The organism is Enterobacter sp. UCD-UG_FMILLET (assembly GCF_000762975.1).
In the GTDB taxonomy this organism is placed as follows: domain Bacteria; phylum Pseudomonadota; class Gammaproteobacteria; order Enterobacterales; family Enterobacteriaceae; genus Enterobacter; species Enterobacter dykesii.
Genome location: NZ_JRJC01000036.1, coordinates 677074 through 695565 on the forward strand (window position 1 = coordinate 677074; position 18492 = coordinate 695565).

17 protein-coding genes and 1 pseudogene are annotated in these 18492 nt (G+C 57.1%); 7 read left to right on the forward strand and 11 right to left on the reverse strand.

Translation table 11 applies throughout. From position 1 onward, the window contains the following. Positions 1 to 278: 278 nt before the first annotated feature. Genes ptsH through crr form a run of 3 tightly spaced genes read left to right on the forward strand, consistent with a single transcriptional unit; the run spans position 279 to position 2858 of the window. Positions 279 to 536, forward strand: a complete 258-nt coding sequence (ptsH, locus tag LA04_RS18165) for a phosphocarrier protein Hpr (protein WP_000487600.1) — start codon at positions 279 to 281, stop codon at positions 534 to 536. 44 nt (positions 537 to 580) lie between these two features. Continuing rightward, on the forward strand, positions 581 to 2308 hold the full coding sequence (gene ptsI, locus LA04_RS18170) for a phosphoenolpyruvate-protein phosphotransferase PtsI (RefSeq protein WP_023332954.1): 1728 nt from the start codon (positions 581 to 583) through the stop codon (positions 2306 to 2308). Positions 2309 to 2348: 40 nt separating this feature from the next. Then, positions 2349 to 2858, forward strand: coding sequence for a PTS glucose transporter subunit IIA (gene crr / locus LA04_RS18175; RefSeq protein ID WP_003861316.1), 510 nt, complete (start codon positions 2349 to 2351; stop codon positions 2856 to 2858). 44 nt (positions 2859 to 2902) lie between these two features. Here crr and pdxK read toward each other — a convergent pair whose 3' ends face one another. The 10 genes and pseudogenes from pdxK to LA04_RS18225 all read right to left on the reverse strand — a co-directional run bounded on the left by pdxK (position 2903) and on the right by LA04_RS18225 (position 10971). Beyond that, positions 2903 to 3739: a pyridoxine/pyridoxal/pyridoxamine kinase gene (gene pdxK, locus LA04_RS18180; RefSeq protein ID WP_047652631.1), complete on the reverse strand. Its 837-nt coding sequence runs from the start codon at positions 3737 to 3739 to the stop codon at positions 2903 to 2905. 5 nt (positions 3740 to 3744) lie between these two features. Then, positions 3745 to 4441: pseudogene (locus tag LA04_RS18185) on the reverse strand (pyridoxal-phosphate dependent enzyme). A gap of 67 nt (positions 4442 to 4508) precedes the next feature. After that, positions 4509 to 5603: a sulfate/thiosulfate ABC transporter ATP-binding protein CysA gene (gene cysA / locus LA04_RS18190; RefSeq protein WP_008501607.1), complete on the reverse strand. Its 1095-nt coding sequence runs from the start codon at positions 5601 to 5603 to the stop codon at positions 4509 to 4511. Next, complete coding sequence (gene cysW, locus LA04_RS18195) at positions 5593 to 6468, reverse strand: sulfate/thiosulfate ABC transporter permease CysW (RefSeq protein ID WP_028016163.1); 876 nt, start codon at positions 6466 to 6468, stop codon at positions 5593 to 5595. The genes cysA and cysW overlap by 11 nt, the downstream gene beginning before the upstream one ends. Then, positions 6468 to 7301, reverse strand: coding sequence for a sulfate/thiosulfate ABC transporter permease CysT (gene cysT / locus LA04_RS18200; protein WP_008501609.1), 834 nt, complete (start codon positions 7299 to 7301; stop codon positions 6468 to 6470). The genes cysW and cysT overlap by 1 nt, the downstream gene beginning before the upstream one ends. Beyond that, entirely contained in the window at positions 7301 to 8314 is a 1014-nt protein-coding gene (locus LA04_RS18205; RefSeq protein ID WP_047652632.1) for a sulfate ABC transporter substrate-binding protein, read from the reverse strand. The genes cysT and LA04_RS18205 overlap by 1 nt, the downstream gene beginning before the upstream one ends. Positions 8315 to 8478: 164 nt before the next feature. Next, entirely contained in the window at positions 8479 to 9378 is a 900-nt protein-coding gene (locus tag LA04_RS18210) for a Dyp-type peroxidase (protein WP_023332959.1), read from the reverse strand. Between the two features lie 92 nt (positions 9379 to 9470). Continuing rightward, positions 9471 to 10046: an RpoE-regulated lipoprotein gene (locus LA04_RS18215; protein WP_047652633.1), complete on the reverse strand. Its 576-nt coding sequence runs from the start codon at positions 10044 to 10046 to the stop codon at positions 9471 to 9473. Between the two features lie 63 nt (positions 10047 to 10109). Then, positions 10110 to 10559, reverse strand: coding sequence for a DUF2919 domain-containing protein (locus tag LA04_RS18220; protein WP_047652634.1), 450 nt, complete (start codon positions 10557 to 10559; stop codon positions 10110 to 10112). Next, a complete protein-coding gene (locus LA04_RS18225; RefSeq protein ID WP_023308738.1) occupies positions 10546 to 10971 on the reverse strand; it encodes a GNAT family acetyltransferase in 426 nt (141 codons plus the stop codon). Before LA04_RS18225 ends, LA04_RS18220 begins: the two co-directional genes overlap by 14 nt. A 212-nt stretch (positions 10972 to 11183) precedes the next feature. Between LA04_RS18225 and amiA the strand changes: the two genes are divergently transcribed. After that, entirely contained in the window at positions 11184 to 12059 is an 876-nt protein-coding gene (gene amiA / locus LA04_RS18230; RefSeq protein ID WP_047652635.1) for an N-acetylmuramoyl-L-alanine amidase AmiA, read from the forward strand. After that, a complete protein-coding gene (gene hemF, locus LA04_RS18235; protein ID WP_047652636.1) occupies positions 12059 to 12958 on the forward strand; it encodes an oxygen-dependent coproporphyrinogen oxidase in 900 nt (299 codons plus the stop codon). The genes amiA and hemF overlap by 1 nt, the downstream gene beginning before the upstream one ends. A gap of 47 nt (positions 12959 to 13005) precedes the next feature. On the opposite strand, the gene maeB is transcribed toward hemF, so the two are convergent. Then, positions 13006 to 15285, reverse strand: a complete 2280-nt coding sequence (gene maeB, locus LA04_RS18240; RefSeq protein WP_047652637.1) for an NADP-dependent oxaloacetate-decarboxylating malate dehydrogenase — start codon at positions 15283 to 15285, stop codon at positions 13006 to 13008. 246 nt (positions 15286 to 15531) lie between these two features. Here maeB and tal point away from each other — a divergent pair, with 246 nt between their 5' ends. Then, positions 15532 to 16482 carry a transaldolase gene (tal, locus tag LA04_RS18245; protein ID WP_047652638.1) on the forward strand — a complete coding sequence of 317 codons (951 nt, stop codon included), beginning with the start codon at positions 15532 to 15534 and terminating at the stop codon, positions 16480 to 16482. 19 nt (positions 16483 to 16501) lie between these two features. Further along, a complete protein-coding gene (gene tkt, locus LA04_RS18250; RefSeq protein ID WP_047652639.1) occupies positions 16502 to 18490 on the forward strand; it encodes a transketolase in 1989 nt (662 codons plus the stop codon). Positions 18491 to 18492: the final 2 nt, after the last annotated feature.

Genomic DNA, 18492 nt, shown 5'->3' on the forward strand with positions numbered 1-18492 from the left:
GGTGCTTTTTTGTGGCCTGCTTCAAACTTTTGCCCCTCCTGGCATTGCTTCACCCCGTTGGGTCTGGTATTTAAACCAGCAATTATTTTGATGCGTGAAATTAATCGGTGAATGAAATAGCCTTGCTGAATCGATTTTATGATTTGGTTCAAGTCTTGCTTTCGCTGCATAATGTTTAATGACGATCGAAACGTCAGCGCTAACAATACAGGCTAAAGTTCAGTCGCCAGGCTAGACTTTAGTTCCACAACACTAAACCTATAAGTTGGGGAAATACAATGTTCCAGCAAGAAGTTACCATTACCGCTCCGAACGGTCTGCACACCCGCCCTGCTGCTCAGTTTGTTAAAGAAGCAAAAGGCTTCACTTCTGAAATCACTGTGACTTCCAACGGCAAAAGCGCGAGCGCAAAAAGCCTGTTCAAACTGCAGACTCTGGGCCTGACTCAGGGCACCGTTGTCACCATCTCTGCAGAAGGTGAAGACGAGCAGAAAGCAGTTGAGCATCTGGTAAAACTGATGGCTGAGCTCGAGTAAGTTTCCGGGTTCTTTTAAATATCAGTCACAAGTAAGGTAGGGTTATGATTTCAGGCATTTTAGCATCCCCGGGTATCGCTTTCGGCAAAGCACTGCTGCTGAAAGAAGACGAGATCGTCATCGACCGGAAAAAAATTTCTGCCGACAAGGTTGATCAGGAAGTTGAACGTTTTCTGAGCGGTCGTGCCAAGGCATCTGCGCAACTGGAAGCAATCAAAACTAAAGCTGGCGAAACTTTCGGTGAAGAAAAAGAAGCCATCTTCGAAGGGCACATCATGCTGCTCGAAGATGAGGAGCTGGAGCAGGAAATCATAGCCCTGATTAAAGATAAAGGCATGACGGCCGACGCGGCTGCGCATGAAGTTATCGAAGGTCAGGCAACTGCCCTGGAAGAACTGGATGATGAATACCTGAAAGAGCGTGCGGCTGACGTACGTGACATCGGTAAGCGCCTGCTGCGCAACATCCTGGGTCTGGCCATTATCGACCTGAGCGCGATTCAGGATGAAGTCATCCTGGTTGCCGCTGACCTCACCCCGTCTGAAACCGCACAGCTGAACCTGAAAAAGGTCCTCGGTTTCATCACCGACGCGGGTGGCCGTACCTCCCACACCTCTATCATGGCGCGCTCTCTGGAACTGCCTGCCATCGTGGGTACCGGTAGCGTCACCTCTCAGGTGAAAAACGGCGACTATCTGATTCTGGATGCCGTAAACAATCTGGTTTACGTCAATCCAACCAATGAAGAGATCGATAAACTGCGCGCGGTTCAGGAGCAGGTTGCGACTGAAAAAGCGGAACTCGCTAAGCTGAAAGACCTGCCAGCCATCACCCTGGACGGCCATCAGGTAGAAGTGTGCGCAAACATCGGTACCGTCCGCGACGTTGATGGCGCTGAGCGCAACGGTGCGGAAGGCGTCGGTCTCTATCGTACAGAATTCCTGTTCATGGACCGCGACGCGCTGCCAACGGAAGAAGAGCAGTTTGCTGCCTATAAAGCCGTGGCTGAAGCCTGTGGCTCTCAGGCGGTTATCGTCCGTACCATGGACATCGGTGGCGACAAAGAGCTGCCGTACATGAACTTCCCGAAAGAAGAGAACCCGTTCCTGGGCTGGCGTGCAATCCGTATCGCGATGGATCGTAAAGAGATCCTGCGTGACCAGGTTCGCGCGATCCTGCGTGCCTCTGCGTTCGGTAAACTGCGCATCATGTTCCCGATGATCATCTCTGTTGAAGAAGTGCGTGCACTGAAGAAAGAGATCGAAATCTACAAACAGGAACTGCGTGACGAAGGTAAAGCGTTTGACGAGTCAATCGAGATCGGCGTGATGGTGGAAACACCTGCGGCGGCGACCATTGCGCGTCATTTAGCCAAAGAAGTTGATTTCTTTAGTATCGGTACCAATGATTTAACGCAGTACACCCTGGCAGTTGACCGTGGTAATGATATGATTTCACATCTCTACCAGCCAATGTCACCGTCCGTACTGAACTTGATCAAGCAAGTTATTGATGCTTCTCATGCAGAAGGTAAATGGACTGGCATGTGTGGTGAGCTTGCAGGCGACGAACGTGCTACACTTCTGTTGCTGGGTATGGGTCTGGACGAATTCTCTATGAGCGCCATTTCCATCCCGCGCATTAAGAAGATTATCCGTAACACGAACTTCGAAGATGCGAAGGTGTTAGCAGAGCAGGCTCTTGCTCAACCGACAACGGACGAGTTAATGACGCTGGTTAACAAGTTCATTGAAGAAAAAACAATCTGCTAATCCACGAGATGCGGCCCAAATTACTGCTTAGGAGAAGATCATGGGTTTGTTCGATAAACTGAAATCTCTGGTTTCTGATGATAAGAAAGACTCCGGAACTATTGAGATTGTTGCTCCGCTCTCCGGCGAGATCGTCAACATCGAAGACGTGCCGGATGTAGTGTTTGCTGAGAAAATCGTTGGTGATGGCATTGCTATCAAACCAACTGGCAACAAAATGGTTGCTCCAGTTGACGGCACCATCGGTAAAATTTTTGAAACCAACCATGCGTTCTCTATCGAATCTGATAGCGGTATCGAACTGTTCGTTCACTTCGGTATCGACACCGTTGAACTGAAAGGCGAAGGCTTCAAACGTATCGCGGAAGAAGGCCAGCGTGTTAAAGTTGGCGACCCGGTAATTGAATTCGATCTGCCACTGCTGGAAGAAAAAGCCAAGTCTACCCTGACGCCGGTTGTTATCTCCAACATGGACGAAATCAAAGAACTGATCAAACTGTCTGGCAGCGTCACCGTGGGTGAAACCCCGGTTATCCGCATCAAGAAGTAATTCTTGCCGCACAGAAAAATGGCGCCTTCGGGCGCCATTTTTGTTTATGCCGGGAGGATAAGCTCGTCGTAGCCTTTCGACTGGGTATAAAGCATCACGTCGGTCACCCGATCGCCGGCCATGTGAATGGCATCAGCAACGGTTTTCCCCTCAACAATTCCGCTCACCAACTCTGAACAGAACAGGTCGCCCGTCCCTTTCAGATCGGTTTCTACGCGCGGATGCGCGCTGACGGTCACGCCTTCATTCGTCACCAGCACCACGTGGATGTTTTCCGGGTCATCGGCCACCGGTGCGCTGGTGATCGCCACCCATTTCAGGCTATCTGAGAGCAGTCCCTGCGCCGCAGCGATGGCGCTTTCCGGCGTACGGCACGGTTTGCCGCTTAACACTTCCAGCTCATAGACGTTTGGCGTAATCCCCTGCGCCAGCGGCAGCAGATGCTCCCGATACGCCTGCGGGATCTCAGGCTTCACGTACATACCGCTGTCGATATCGCCGATAACCGGGTCGACCAGCACCAGCAGGTCAGGATGCTGCACTTTGACCGCCTTCAACCACTGCGCCAGCAGGACGATCTGGCTGGCGCTGCCCATATAGCCGGTGGTGACTGCCTTAAGCTCGCGCAGGATCTCGCGCTCTTCCAGCGCCTTAAGATAACCGCTGAACCACTCGTCGGGGATCACGCCGCCGTAGAAGGTGTCATAGTGCGGCGTGTTGCTAAACAGCACCGTCGGCACGGCGGTGACGTTCAGCCTGTGGGTACGAATATTCGGTACCGCAATGCTGTTCCCCACGCTGCCGTAAACCACCTGCGACTGAACCGCGACAATATCGGTTTGCTGCGCCCGGGTGTTATCCCGGAATAAAATCATCTCCATGACGCTTAAATCCCCGCCCCCTGCGAATAACTCTCTTCGCCAAAGACGCCGGTAGACAGGTAACGATCGCCGCGATCGCAGATAATCGCCACGACAACCGCGCCAGGGTTTTCATTTGCAACGCGGATTGCCCCTGCTACAGCACCACCCGAACTGACCCCACGTAATGGTGCCGGTGGTGCCCATGCTGGAGACAAAATGGGTGATACGCCCGTCGGTCTGCTGCCAGATTTCCGGGCCGGTGGTGGTGTAGTGCGCGTACGTGTTGTCCGGGTTGTTGAACTGATCCAGCAGCTTACCTTCGCCACGCTCGGCCATCTCCAGCGCTAAGTCGCGTGCGCCTTCCATCCCCTGCTCTTTGGTCACCAGAATCAGCTCGGCCCCGTAGGCACGCATCGCGGCGCGGCGCTCCTGGCTCATGTTGTCCGGCATCAGCAGCTTCATGCGGTAGCCTTTGAGCGCCGCAATCATCGCCAGGGCGATACCGGTGTTGCCGCTGGTAGCCTCAATCAGCACGTCTCCTGGCTTAATTTCTCCGCGTTTTTCGGCCTGGACAATCATCGACAGCGCCGCACGGTCTTTTACCGATCCCGCCGGGTTATTGCCTTCGAGTTTGACCCAGATTTCGCTGCCGTTGTTCGGCCCCATGCGCTGAAGTTTGACCAGAGGAGTGTTGCCGATGGTGTGTTCGAGTGTATTCACGATTTTTGCTCAATAAAAAGCCCGGTAAGCATTACGCCACCGGGCGAAAAACATACGCATTAACCTATCAGGCTGACTCCGCCAGAGCAATATCCTCGCGCGTCTCAATACGCTCCTTCCCGTGATAAATACGGGCATGCTGCAGCCCGACAAACAGGCGCTCCCCCCGGTGCGGCGGCACGTCGTCACGCATGACCACGGTCAGCGGCTCGGTATACCAGCCCAGCGGCTGTACCACCAATTGGGTGTAGTGACCTTTAGGGCTAGCTTCCAGGACCTGCACCGGCAGCGGTGAATCCAGGCTGGTTCGGCGGCTCACGTCCACTTCCCACGGACGCAGGAACAGATCGACCGGCCCCTGATGCGCGGAGGTATAGCCCAGCGGCCAGCGATGCGCGCCAACGTGGAACTGGCCGCCGCGAATGGTGCCCTGCAGACGGTTCACTTCGCCCATAAACTCCAGCACGAAGCGGGTCGCCGGCTCGCGCCACAGCTGTTCAGGCTCGTCAACCTGCTCAATGTTGCCCTGGCTCATGACCACCACGCGATCCGCGACTTCCATCGCCTCTTCCTGGTCGTGGGTCACGAAGACGCTGGTGAATTTCAGCTCCTCATGCAGCTGACGCAGCCAGCGACGCAGCTCTTTACGCACCTGCGCATCCAGCGCGCCGAAGGGTTCATCCAGCAGCAGAATTTGCGGCTCAACGGCCAGCGCGCGCGCCAGCGCCACGCGCTGTTTCTGCCCGCCGGACAGCTGGGCCGGGAAACGATCCGCAAGGTGAGCCAGCTGCACCATCTCCAGCAGTTTTGTCACTTTCGCTTTAATGGTTGCCGCATCCGGGCGCTCGCGACGCGGCAGCACGGTCAGGCCAAACGCGATGTTGTCGAACACGGTCATGTGTCGGAACAGCGCGTAATGCTGGAACACAAAGCCTACTTTACGATCGCGGGCGTGCAGGCGGCTCACGTCGGTGCCGTGGAAGCGGATGTGCCCGCTGGTCTGATGCTCAAGCCCGGCGATAATACGCAGCAGCGTGGTTTTGCCCGAGCCGGACGGCCCCAGCAGCGCCACCATTTGTCCGGAAGGGATATCCAGCGAGATATCATTCAGCACCTGGGTGCGACCAAAAGACTTCTTAATATTGGCAATCTCAATGCTCATGATTTCCCTCCTGATGCTGACGTTTTTCCTGATTTTCTAAACGCCACTGCACCACACTCTTCAAAAACAGGGTCAAAATGGCCATCAGCGTCAGCAACGCTGCGGCAGTAAACGAGCCGATGGTGTTGTAGTCCTGCTGCAGCAGCTCAATCTGGAGCGGCAGCGACAGGGTTTCACCCCGGATGGAGCCGGAAACAACGGAAACGGCACCGAACTCGCCAATCGCGCGTGCGTTGGTCAGCACCACGCCGTAAAGCAGCGCCCAGCGGATATTCGGCAGCGTCACGCGACGGAACATTTGCCAGCCTGACGCGCCCAGCAGCACCGCAGCTTCGTCTTCGTTGCTCCCCTGGCTTAACATCACCGGCACCAGCTCGCGCACCACAAACGGACAGGTCACGAAGATGGTGACCAGAACCATGCCCGGCCAGGCGAACATGATCTGCAGGTTATGCTCATCCAGCCAGCCGCCCAGCGGACCGTTGGAGCCATAAAAGAGCAGGTACACCAGACCGGCCACCACCGGCGACACGGCAAACGGAATATCCAGCAGGGTCAGCAGCAGCTGACGCCCCGGGAAGTTAAAGCGGGTCACCAGCCAGGCCAACAGGGTACCGAACACGAGGTTCACCGGCACGGTGATCAAGGCAATCAGCACGGTCAGCCAGATGGCATGCAGCATATCCGGGTTCGCCAGGTTTTCCAGCGCGGGCATCAGGCCCTTGCTGAACGCCTGAACGAAGATATAGATCGTCGGCACGACGAGAATGAGGGCGGAAACCAGCACGCCCGCCCCAATGAGAAACCATTTGCCCCAGTTAATACGGGGTGCATCGTATCGCTTCAATTGCGTAACTTCCGCCATCAGTGACCTACCACACGTCGACCAAAGCGACTTTGCAGAGTGTTAATCGAGTACAGCAGCAGCAGCGAGGCCGCCAGGATCACCGAAGCAATCGCGCTCGCCGCCGGATAATCAAACTCCTGCAAACGGATGAAAATCATCAGCGAGGTGACTTCTGTTTTCCAGGCGATGTTCCCGGCGATAAAAATCACCGCGCCGAACTCTCCGAGGCTGCGGGTAAACGACAGCGCGACGCCCGCCATCAGCGCCGGTGACAGTTCAGGCAAAACCACCTTGCGGAAGCTCTGCCAGCGCGTGGCGCCCAGCGTTTCCGCCGCTTCTTCGTATTCCGGACCTAACTCTTCCAGCACTGGCTGCACGGTACGGACCACAAACGGGATGCTGGTAAAGGCCATCGCCACCGCGATACCGAGCCAGGTGTAGGTCACTTTGATGTCAAATTTCGCCAGCCACTCGCCGTACAGCCCGTTCACGGAGAAAAGCGACGCGAGGGTTAAGCCCGCCACCGCCGTCGGCAGCGCAAACGGCAGATCCATCAGGGCGTCAAGCAGCGTGCGGCCCGGGAAGCGATAGCGGGTTAAAATCCACGCCATCAGCAGGCCAAACACGCCGTTAAAAATGGAGGCGACAAACGCCGACAGCAGCGTCACCTTATATGCCGCCACCACCTGCGGGTTGGTGATCACGTCCCAGTACTGCGCCCAGCTCATCTGAGCAAGCTGCATCACCAGCGCGCTGAGCGGCAACAGCAGGATCAGGCAGACGAACAGCAGGCTGGTCCCGAGGCTTAAGGTAAAGCCCGGCAGCACGCGTTTAGTCGAGACTGCAAACATTACTTACGCCCCGCCGCCAGCAGTTTGTCTAACTCACCGCCGCTGGCAAAATGCGTTTTCATCACGTCAGGCCAGGAGCCGAAATGATCTTCCACGCGGAACAAATCGGTCTGCGGGAACTTATCTTTCAGCTTGTTCATTACGTCCGGGTTATTCACGCGGTAGTAGTAATCGGTAATGATGGTCTGCGCCTGCGGGCTGTACAGGTAGTTGAGATAGGCTTTTGCCGCTTTCTCGGTACCGTTCGCCTGCACGTTTTTATCCACCCACGCCACCGGGAACTCGGCCAGGATGTTAGTTTTCGGGATAACGACCTCGAAGCCCTGCGCTTCATACTGTTTGCGGATGTTATTCACTTCCGATTCAAAGCTGATCAGCACGTCGCCGAGACCGCGCTCCGCGAAGGTCGTTGTCGCCCCGCGGCCGCCGGTATCAAACACTTCGACGTTTTTCAGGAACTGGGTCATGAACTGCTCGGTTTTGGCTTTATCATTACCGTCAGCCTTGTCCGCCGCGCCCCACGCGGCTAAATAGGTGTAGCGCGCGTTACCGGAGGTTTTCGGGTTCGGGAAAATCAGCTTCACGTCGGAACGCACCAGGTCGCTCCAGTCGTGGATATTCTTCGGGTTGCCCTTACGCACCAGGAAGCCCATGGTGGAATAGAACGGGGAGCTGTTGTTCGGAAGGCGGCTCTGCCAGTCCGCCGGGATGAGCTTGCCTTTGTCGTGCAGGATCTGCACGTCAGTGACCTGGTTGTAGGTCACCACATCCGCTTTCAGGCCCTGCAAAATCGCCAGCGCCTGCTTGGACGAGCCGGCGTGGGACTGCTTGATGGTCAGCTTGTCGCCGTTATTGTCTTTTGCCCACTGCTGTTCAAACGGGGGATTAAGGGCGGCAAACAGCTCGCGGGAAACGTCATACGAACTGTTTAACAGTTCAGTCGCCTGCGCCTGGGCAACCAGCAGTAAACCTGCCAGCGCCAGAGTTCCTTTTTTCAGTACAGTAACGGCCATTGCGCACCCTTATAAATGTGATGACTATCTTATAGTCATAATATTTATAACGGGGATGAAAGGAGTAACGGTTTTATATACCGTTTGGTGATTTAGAAGCAGAAAAGGGAATAAGGGTGAGGCCTGATGCTAGCCCTCTCCCGCAGGGAGAGGGAGAAAGGACATTACAGCGCCAGCAGACGCTCAACGGACGGTGCGAAGTAGTAACCGCCGGTCACCGGTTTGGTGAAGCGCAGCATGGCGTCGCGCTTGCCGTCGGTATCGCCGAACATGCTCAGCAGCTGCTGCTCAATGTTATACAGGCGCGCGCAGTAGGCGCAGAAGTAGAGGCCGTGCGTGCCGCTTGCGGTACCGTACGGCAGGCTCTGGCGGACAATCTTCAGCCCTTTGCCGTCCTCTTTGAGGTCAACGCGGGTAAGGTGAGAGGTCACAGGGCGATCGTCACCGTCGATCTCTTCGTTGGCTTCTTTAGTGCGGCCAATCATCATCTCCTGATCGTGCACGCTCATGCGGTTAAGCTGCTTGAGGTTGTGCTCCCAGCGCTGCACGAACACGTAGCTGCCGCCCGCGTCCACGCCGTCTTTAATCACCGCCACGTCGCGACGAACCTCTTCACCCGCCGGGTTTTCCGTCCCGTCGACGAAGCCGCTCAGATCGCGCTCTTCCACCCAGCGGAAGCCGTGAACCTCTTCCTGCACCTCAATGCTGTCGCCAAAGGCCGCTACCGCCGCCTGGGCAACGGAGAAGTTCACGTCGTGACGCAGGGAGAGAATGTGGATCAGCACGTCGTACTGGGTTGCCGGAGCCAGACCTTTGCCGTAAGGGATGAAGTCTTTCAGCTCTTCCGCCCCTTCGCCACCGCTCAGCTGACGCCAGACGTTATTGCCAAAGGCGACAACGGCGCCGAGGTGCGCTTCCGGGAATTTGGCCTGGAAGGTAGCCAGCTTATCAACAAACGCTTTACTGGCCGCACGCAGGGCATCCACGTCCCCTTTAACATTGGCTTCAATCCAAATCGCCGCGCGGCAATGTTCTGGCAAAATGCCACTCTGAACCTGAGACATCGCTCCTCCTGAAATAAAGATGCCACGTCAGCGTGGCATTGATGGCGGGTATTATACCCGGATTTCAGCGAGGCGGTTTGTTCAGGCGCAAATTACTGCTGCCAGAGTATTTTGCTCACTTTCCAGCTCCTGAGCGTGTCGTCAGACGGCATCAGACCTTCCGGGCCGCTCCAGGTTCCGGTGAAGACATAGCTGATGTGCTGGCTGCCCTCAGCCTTACATTCCACCGCGACCTTGTCGTCAGACGGCAGGCTGGTGCAGTTGCCAAAGGCCTGCTTATAAAGGTCGCTGAACGGCGTACCCACCTTCACACCGCTCGCCGTCGGAATATCTTCATCCATCACGGCAATGCGGTTTACGGTGCCTTTATCGCCGTTGATCACCAGCGCCAGCTTGTCGCCCTTCAGCGCTTCGTAATAGCGAACAATATTGCCATTCTCCGTTTTCATGCCGCTGCGCAGGCGGTAATCGCCGCTGAGCGCATTCTGAATGGCGTCCTGATCCAGCGCCGTCGCGGCGGTAATTTTCCCCACGCCCTGCTCGGTCACTTCCGTTGATGAGCCAAACCAGTTCCACGGATACGCGGCGGACCAGTTAATGGAGGAGAGCGTCGAACAGCCGGTTAACGCCAGCGGGAGAGCGCATAAAAGTAAACGCAGCGATTTCATTGAAACGTCCTTACTTGTTAAATCAACGCTTGTTGGAGTGCGACATCGGCAAAAAGTGCCGGATTAATCATCGTGAGGCGCAAAACAGGCGCGAAGACGCGGGTTGGTCAGCAGCCACAGCAGGGCCACAATATCGGCAACCACCAGCGCAACGCCGGTGCCCGTCAGCGGTTCACCGTACCACCAGAGTACCGGCTGCCAGAAGAGCAGCGCAACCTGGGCGAGGATCAGCAGCCAGCGAAGCGCGCCCCAAAAACGGGGGATCGCATGCCGTCGTCCGCTGCATAAAAAAGCGACCACCGCCGGTACGCCCGGCAGCAAGCCGAGCCAGAAGGCGTCGTGATCGGGATAAAAGAGATTCAGCAATGTGTCGCCCTGCCCGCGCGACGCGGCGGCCATCACAAACAGCACCCAGGTTCGGGCCTGGAGCAGCAGAACGCACCAGAATAAAAAGGGCAGCCTGACGCGGCCCTGCGCGTCATAGTCTGCCGGATGGATCTCAGTACTCTTCATCTTCGATCAGACGCTTTCCTAAACTCAGCACGTCGGAATGCTCGTAGCCCAGACGCTCATACATGCCCAGCACCACGTCGTTATCTTCCCGCACCATGATCTGGATTTTCGGGCAGCCGCGGGCAATCAGCTTCTTCTCGAGCCGGTTCAGCAGCGCATTGGCGATGCCGCGGCCACGGTATTCGGGGTGGACGCCCAGATAATAGGCCGAGCCGCGGTGGCCGTCGTAACCGCCCATTACCGTCCCCACAACCTCGCCATTGACTTCCGCGACCAGAAACAGACTGACGTCGTGATTCACCTTACGTTCGATATCCATTTCCGGATCGTTCCACGGACGCAGCAGATCGCAGCGCTCCCAAAGGGTGATCACCTCTTCGAAATCTTCCTGGCGAAAAACGCGTATCTCCATGGTATTAACCGCCTTTTCGGGTTTAAAAACAGTGATTATGGCGCGAAGCTCGCCTTTCGCCAATAACCGGGGAAAATCTCGCCAAAATTTGGCATAATGTCACTTTGTCACGTATTGAAATGAAAAGTAAAACAATTCTCAACATGGACTGTCGTAACGGGAAACACGATACGATATAACACCAGGACCTCATTTTTTAGTATTCAGGCCGCATGAGCACATTCAAACCATTAAAAGCACTCACATCGCGTCGTCAGGTTCTCAAAGCGGGGCTGGCGGCCTTAACGTTAACGGGCATCGCAAAGCAGGCTCAGGCGAAAGACGAGAGCACGCTCAAAACCAGTAACGGACACAGCAAACCGAAAACCAAAAAGCCGGGCGCGAAGCGTCTGGTAATGCTCGACCCGGGCCACGGCGGTATTGATACCGGCGCTATCGGCAAAAACGGGTCGAAAGAAAAACACGTCGTGCTGGCAATTGCAAAAAACGTGCGCGCAATTTTACGCAGCAACGGCATTGACGCCCGTCTGACGCGCTCTGGCGACACCTTTATTCCGCTGTATGACCGCGTTGAGATCGCCCACCAGCACGGTGCGGATCTGTTTATGTCGATTCACGCCGACGGCTTTACCAACCCTTCTGCGGCCGGTGCCTCGGTGTTTGCGCTTTCCAACCGCGGGGCCAGTAGCGCCATGGCAAAATACCTTTCCGACCGCGAAAACCGGGCGGATGAAGTCGCCGGGAAGAAAGCCACCGACAAAGATCATCTGCTACAGCAGGTGCTGTTCGACCTCGTGCAGACGGATACGATTAAAAACAGCCTGACGCTCGGCTCGCATATCCTCAAGCGGATTAAGCCGGTGCACCGCCTGCACAGCAAAAGCACCGAGCAGGCGGCGTTCGTGGTCCTGAAATCACCGTCCATCCCGTCCGTGCTGGTGGAAACCTCCTTCATTACCAACCCGGAAGAGGAGCGGCTCCTCGGCACCACGGCGTTTCGTCAGAAGATCGCCAACGCTATCGCCTCCGGCATTATCAGTTACTTCAACTGGTTCGATAACCAAAAAGCGCACTCCAGGAAACGTTGATGAAACCCGATGCTCAACTGGTCAAAACCTTCCTGCTGCAGCTGCAGGATGAGATCTGCCAGAAACTGGCTGCCGCAGACGGCGGTGAATTTCAGGAAGATACCTGGCAGCGCGAGGCCGGAGGCGGCGGGCGCAGCCGCGTGCTGCGAAACGGCGGCATCTTCGAACAGGCGGGCGTGAATTTTTCCCACGTTCACGGCGACGCCATGCCCGCCTCTGCGACGGCACATCGTCCTGAACTCGCGGGCCGCAGCTTCGAAGCGATGGGCGTCTCGCTGGTGGTGCACCCGCACAACCCGTTCGTGCCCACCAGCCACGCCAACGTGCGCTTTTTCATTGCGGAAAAACCGGGCGCCGACCCGGTCTGGTGGTTCGGTGGCGGTTTCGATTTAACGCCCTACTACGGCTTCGAAGAGGATGCCGTGCACTGGCACACCACCGCGCGGGACCTTTGTCTGCCGTTTGGTGAAGACGTCTACCCGAAATTCAAAAAGTGGTGCGACGACTACTTTTACCTGAAGCACCGCGACGAGCAGCGCGGCATCGGCGGGCTGTTCTTTGACGATCTCAACACCCCTGATTTTGATACCACATTCAGCTTTATGCGAGCGGTGGGCGAAGGGTATACCGACGCCTATCTGCCGATTGTCGAGCGTCGTAAAAATACCGACTACGGCGTGCGCGAGCGCGAGTTCCAGCTTTACCGCCGCGGGCGCTACGTGGAGTTCAACCTGGTGTGGGATCGCGGGACGCTGTTCGGTCTGCAGACCGGCGGGCGCACGGAGTCGATTCTGATGTCGATGCCCCCGCTGGTGCGCTGGGAGTACTGCTACGAACCAAAAGAAGGCAGCCCGGAGGCTGCCTTGCGTGAGTTTATTCAGGTTCGGGACTGGGTGTAGCCCTTATCCCCTCTCCCTTTGGGAGAGGGTTAGGGTGAGGGTAAAAATTACAGCGGCTGCGTCTGCGCCTCAACCACCGCCAGCGCCACCATATTCACGATACGACGCACAGAGGCAATCGGCGTTAACACGTGCACCGGTTTCGCCACGCCCATCAGTACCGGCCCTACGGTCACCCCTTCAGAGCTGGAGACGCGCAGTAGGTTGTAGCTGATACGCGCCGCTTCCACGTTCGGCATAATCAGTATGTTGGCCGATCCCTTCAGCGGGCTGTCCGGCATACGCTCGTTGCGGATGCTCTCCACCAGCGCGGCATCGCCGTGCATCTCCCCGTCAATCATCAGCTCCGGCGCACGCTCGCGCACCAGCTCCAGCGTCTGACGCATTTTGCAGGCCGCCGCGGATTTAGACGAACCAAAGTTAGAGTGCGACAGCAGCGCCACCTTCGGCTCGATACCAAAGCGACGCACGGTCTCGGCGGCCATCACGGTGATCTCCGCCAGCTCGTCCGGGGTCGGATCGTCGTTAACGTAGGTGTCCGCAATAAATGTGTTGCCGCTTGGCAGCAGCAGCGCGTTCATCGCCCCGGCGGTATGGACGCCGTCGCGATAGCCGAAGATCTCCTGCACCACGCTAAAGTGCTCGTGGTAGTCGCCGATGGTGCCGCAGATCAGCGCGTCCGCCTCGCCGCGATGCACCATGATCGCGCCGATCACCGTCGTGTTGCTGATGACGGCTTTCTGCGCCTGCTCCTGGGTGATCCCCCGGCGCTTCATGATCGCGTAGTATTCGCTCCAGTACTCTTTGAAGCGCGGATCGGATTCGTTGTTAACGATCTCGAAGTCGACGCCCGGCTTAATCTGCAGGCCCAGCTTCTGGATACGCATTTCAATCACGCTCGGACGACCAATCAGGATCGGTTTCGCCAGGCCTAAGGTGATCAGCTCCTGGGTGGCGTGCAGCACGCGCGCCTCTTCCCCTTCCGCCAGCACCACGCGCTTCGCGTCGGCGCGCGCCTGGGAGAAGATCGGCTTCATGAACAGGTTAGTTTTGTAGACGAACTCGGTGAGCTTATCGACGTACGCGTCGAAATCATGAATCGGACGCGTCGCCACGCCGGAGTCCATCGCCGCTTTGGCAACGGCTGGCGCAATTTTAACAATCAGACGCGGGTCGAACGGTTTTGGAATGATGTAGTCCGGGCCGAAGCTCAGATCCTGATCGCCGTAGGCAGAGGCAACCACTTCGCTCTGCTCGGCGTGCGCCAGCTCCGCGATGGCGTGAACGGCGGCAAGCTTCATCTCTTCGTTGATCGCCGTTGCGCCAACGTCCAGCGCGCCGCGGAAGATGAACGGGAAGCAGAGCACGTTGTTGACCTGGTTCGGGTAGTCCGAACGACCGGTACAGATGATGGCGTCTTCACGCACCGCTTTCGCCAGCGGCGGCAGGATTTCCGGCTCAGGGTTCGCCAGGGCCAGGATCATTGGCGCACGCGCCATCTTCTTCACCATCTCTTGGGTCAGCACTTTCGGACCCGAGCAGCCAAGGAAGATATCCGCGCCGTCGATCACGTCGTCCAGGGTGCGTTTACCGTCGTCTTCCACCGCATACGCCGCTTTGGTTTCCGCCATGTTCGGCTCGCGGTCTTTATAGATAACGCCTTTGGAGTCGCAGACCACAATGTTGTGTTTCTGCATACCCAGCGCCACCAGCAGGTTCATACAGGCAATGGCCGCGGCGCCTGCGCCAGAGACCACCATGCGCACGTCGGAGAGATTTTTCTCTACCACGCGCAGGCCGTTCAGAATCGCGGCGGTGCTGATAATCGCGGTGCCGTGCTGGTCATCATGGAACACGGGAATGTTCATACGCTCGCGCAGCTTCTGCTCGATATAGAAACATTCCGGCGCTTTGATGTCTTCCAGGTTGATCCCGCCAAAGGTCGGCTCCAGCGCGGCCACCACGTTGATGAATTTGTCAGGATCGAGTTCATCCACCTCAATATCGAACACGTCGATGCCGGCGAATTTCTTGAACAGTACCCCCTTCCCTTCCATCACCGGCTTACCGGCCAGCGCGCCGATATTGCCCAGCCCCAGCACCGCCGTGCCGTTAGAGATCACGGCGACAAGGTTACCGCGCGCGGTGTATTTGTAGGCCGCCAGCGGGTCTTTTTCGATTTCCAGACACGGTGCAGCCACGCCCGGCGAATAGGCCAGCGCCAGATCGCGCTGGGTTGCCAGCGGCTTGGTTGGGGAGACCTGGATTTTGCCCGGGACAGGGAACTCGTGAAAATCGAGGGCACTCTGTTTCAACTGATCGTCCATCTTGTTATTCCTTTTACGTATCGGTCAGATAGTATCGCCGCAGGACAGCGCATAAACTTTGAAGGCTGCCAAACTCTCACCATCACACATTAAAAATTGTTATCAATTTATAACAGCCATGTTACCCGTCTCAAAAGCAATGCCTCCCCCGTCTGCTATGCTTTTTTGTTAAGTCCATCATGATTTTTCCAGAAGTGTGAACTAACGCACTCATCTAACTCTTTTATTTCCAAGGAGTAATCATTTATGAACCAACTAGACGGCATCAAACAATTCACCACGGTGGTGGCAGACAGCGGCGATATCGAGTCGATTCGCCACTATCAGCCGGAGGACGCGACCACTAACCCTTCGCTACTGCTCAAAGCGGCAGGGCTTGCCCATTTTAGCCATCTGATTGATGACGCTATTGCCTACGGTAAACAGCGCGGGAAAACGCAGGAGCAGCAGGTTGCCGAAGCCAGCGACAAGCTGGCGGTTAATTTTGGTGCGGAAATTCTTAAAAGCATCCCGGGCCGCGTCTCGACTGAAGTCGACGCCCGCCTCTCGTTCGATAAAGAAAAGAGCATAAATAAGGCGCGTCGCCTGGTGGAACTCTACGAGGAACAGGGGATCGATAAATCACGCATTCTGATCAAACTCGCCTCTACCTGGGAAGGCATCCGCGCGGCGGAGGTACTGGAAAAAGAGGGCATTCACTGCAACCTGACGCTGCTGTTTTCGTTTGCCCAGGCGCGCGCCTGCGCTGAAGCGGGCGTGTTCCTCGTCTCGCCATTTGTCGGGCGGATCTACGACTGGTATCAGGCGAAACAGCCGATGGATCCGTACGTGGTGGATGAGGATCCGGGCGTGAAATCGGTCCGTAATATCTACGACTACTACAAACAGCACCGCTACGAAACCATCGTCATGGGGGCCAGCTTCCGCCGTACCGAGCAGATCCTCGCCCTGGCAGGCTGCGACCGTCTGACCATCTCCCCTAACCTGCTCCAGGAGCTACAGGACAAAGAAGAAACGGTGATCCGCAAGCTGGTGCCGACCTCCACCGTTCTGCCAAAACCGAAAGCCATGACCGAAGCGGAGTTCCGCTGGGAGCACAATCAGGACGCGATGGCCGTGGAAAAACTGGCGGACGGCATCCGCCAGTTCGCCGTCGACCAGCGCAAACTTGAAGATCTTCTCGCCGCCAAACTTTAACCTTGCCACGGAGTGAACTATGTCCCGTAAAGAGCTAGCCAATGCCATTCGCGCCCTCAGCATGGATGCCGTGCAAAAAGCCAATTCCGGCCACCCCGGCGCGCCGATGGGCATGGCTGATATTGCCGAAGTGCTGTGGAACGACTTTCTGAAGCACAACCCCACTGACCCTACCTGGTACGATCGCGACCGCTTTATTCTCTCCAACGGTCACGCCTCAATGCTGCTTTACAGCCTGCTGCACCTTTCCGGCTACGATCTGCCGCTTGAGGAGCTGAAAAACTTCCGCCAGCTGCACTCCAAAACGCCGGGTCACCCGGAGATTGGCTATACGCCAGGCGTGGAGACCACTACCGGGCCGCTCGGTCAGGGACTGGCCAATGCGGTTGGACTGGCGATTGCCGAGCGTACGCTGGCGGCGCAGTTTAACCAGCCGGACCACGAGATTGTCGACCACTACACCTACGTGTTTATGGGCGACGGCTGCCTGATGGAAGGGATCTCCCATGAGGTCTGCTCCCTGGCGGGCACGCTGGGGCTCGGAAAGCTGATTGGCTTCTACGATCACAACGGCATCTCCATCGACGGGGAGACCGAAGGCTGGTTTACCGACGACACGGCAAAACGCTTTGAAGCCTACCACTGGCACGTGGTGCACGAGATCGACGGCCACGACCCTGAAGCGGTGAAAAAAGCGATTCAGGAAGCGCAGAGCGTGAAGGATAAACCGTCCCTGATTATCTGCCGCACGGTTATCGGCTTCGGCTCGCCGAACAAGGCGGGCAAAGAGGAGGCGCACGGCGCGGCGCTGGGCGAGGAAGAAGTGGCGCTGACCCGGCAGAAGCTGGGCTGGAAACATCCACCGTTTGAGATCCCGAAAGAGATCTACAGAGCCTGGGATGCCCGTGAGGCGGGCGAAAAGGCCCAGCAGTCCTGGAACGAGAAGTTTGCCGCCTACAAAAAAGCGCACCCGGATCTCGCCGCCGAGTTTTCCCGCCGCATGAGCGGCGGCCTGCCGGAGGACTGGGACGATAAAATCCAGGCGCTGATTGAAAACCTGCAGTCCAACCCGGCGAAAATCGCCACCCGCAAGGCGTCGCAAAATACCCTGAACGCAATTGGCCCTCTTCTGCCCGAACTGCTCGGCGGCTCGGCGGATCTGGCGCCCAGCAACCTGACCATCTGGTCGGGCTCAAAATCGCTGAAAGAGGACATCGGCGGGAACTACATCCACTACGGCGTGCGCGAGTTTGGGATGACCGCGATTGCCAACGGCATCGCCCATCACGGCGGGTTTGTGCCGTACACCGCCACCTTCCTGATGTTTGTCGAGTACGCCCGTAACGCGGCGCGCATGGCGGCGCTGATGAAGGCGCGGCAGATTATGGTCTATACCCACGACTCCATCGGTCTGGGGGAAGACGGGCCTACTCACCAGGCGGTGGAACAGCTGGCGAGCCTGCGCTTAACGCCAAACTTCAGCACGTGGCGTCCGTGCGATCAGGTCGAAGCGGCGGTGGGCTGGAAGCTGGCGGTAGAACGCCACAATGGCCCAACGGCATTGATTCTGTCACGCCAGAACCTGGCGCAGATTGAGCGAACCCCGGAACAGGTGAAAAACATCGCCCGCGGCGGCTACATCCTGAAGGACAGCGGCGGCAAGCCGGACGTGATCCTGATTGCGACCGGTTCAGAGGTGGAAATCACGGTGAAAGCGGCGGAGAAACTGACTGCCGAAGGACACGCGGTTCGGGTCGTATCCCTGCCCTCAACGGATATCTTTGACGCCCAAGACGAGGCGTACCGGGAATCGGTCCTGCCGTCCAGCGTCGCGGCTCGCGTGGCGGTGGAAGCCGGTATTGCCGACTACTGGTACAAGTATGTCGGGCTCAAAGGGGCGATTGTCGGCATGCGGGGCTACGGCGAATCCGCCCCTGCCGACAAGCTGTTCCCGTACTTCGGCTTTACCGTAGAAAACGTGGTGGAGAAGGCGCTGAGCGTGTTGTAGTG

What these genes read in the sequence shown, in the direction of transcription:
- ptsH (WP_000487600.1), top strand. Translation starts at nt 279, where the DNA reads ATGTTCCAGCAAGAAGTTACCATTACCGCTCCGAACGGTCTGCACACC.
- ptsI (WP_023332954.1), top strand. Translation starts at nt 581, where the DNA reads ATGATTTCAGGCATTTTAGCATCCCCGGGTATCGCTTTCGGCAAAGCA.
- crr (WP_003861316.1), top strand. Translation starts at nt 2,349, where the DNA reads ATGGGTTTGTTCGATAAACTGAAATCTCTGGTTTCTGATGATAAGAAA.
- pdxK (WP_047652631.1), bottom strand. Translation starts at nt 3,739, where the DNA reads ATGGAGATGATTTTATTCCGGGATAACACCCGGGCGCAGCAAACCGAT.
- cysA (WP_008501607.1), bottom strand. Translation starts at nt 5,603, where the DNA reads ATGAGCATTGAGATTGCCAATATTAAGAAGTCTTTTGGTCGCACCCAG.
- cysW (WP_028016163.1), bottom strand. Translation starts at nt 6,468, where the DNA reads ATGGCGGAAGTTACGCAATTGAAGCGATACGATGCACCCCGTATTAAC.
- cysT (WP_008501609.1), bottom strand. Translation starts at nt 7,301, where the DNA reads ATGTTTGCAGTCTCGACTAAACGCGTGCTGCCGGGCTTTACCTTAAGC.
- LA04_RS18205 (WP_047652632.1), bottom strand. Translation starts at nt 8,314, where the DNA reads ATGGCCGTTACTGTACTGAAAAAAGGAACTCTGGCGCTGGCAGGTTTA.
- LA04_RS18210 (WP_023332959.1), bottom strand. Translation starts at nt 9,378, where the DNA reads ATGTCTCAGGTTCAGAGTGGCATTTTGCCAGAACATTGCCGCGCGGCG.
- LA04_RS18215 (WP_047652633.1), bottom strand. Translation starts at nt 10,046, where the DNA reads ATGAAATCGCTGCGTTTACTTTTATGCGCTCTCCCGCTGGCGTTAACC.
- LA04_RS18220 (WP_047652634.1), bottom strand. Translation starts at nt 10,559, where the DNA reads ATGAAGAGTACTGAGATCCATCCGGCAGACTATGACGCGCAGGGCCGC.
- LA04_RS18225 (WP_023308738.1), bottom strand. Translation starts at nt 10,971, where the DNA reads ATGGAGATACGCGTTTTTCGCCAGGAAGATTTCGAAGAGGTGATCACC.
- amiA (WP_047652635.1), top strand. Translation starts at nt 11,184, where the DNA reads ATGAGCACATTCAAACCATTAAAAGCACTCACATCGCGTCGTCAGGTT.
- hemF (WP_047652636.1), top strand. Translation starts at nt 12,059, where the DNA reads ATGAAACCCGATGCTCAACTGGTCAAAACCTTCCTGCTGCAGCTGCAG.
- maeB (WP_047652637.1), bottom strand. Translation starts at nt 15,285, where the DNA reads ATGGACGATCAGTTGAAACAGAGTGCCCTCGATTTTCACGAGTTCCCT.
- tal (WP_047652638.1), top strand. Translation starts at nt 15,532, where the DNA reads ATGAACCAACTAGACGGCATCAAACAATTCACCACGGTGGTGGCAGAC.
- tkt (WP_047652639.1), top strand. Translation starts at nt 16,502, where the DNA reads ATGTCCCGTAAAGAGCTAGCCAATGCCATTCGCGCCCTCAGCATGGAT.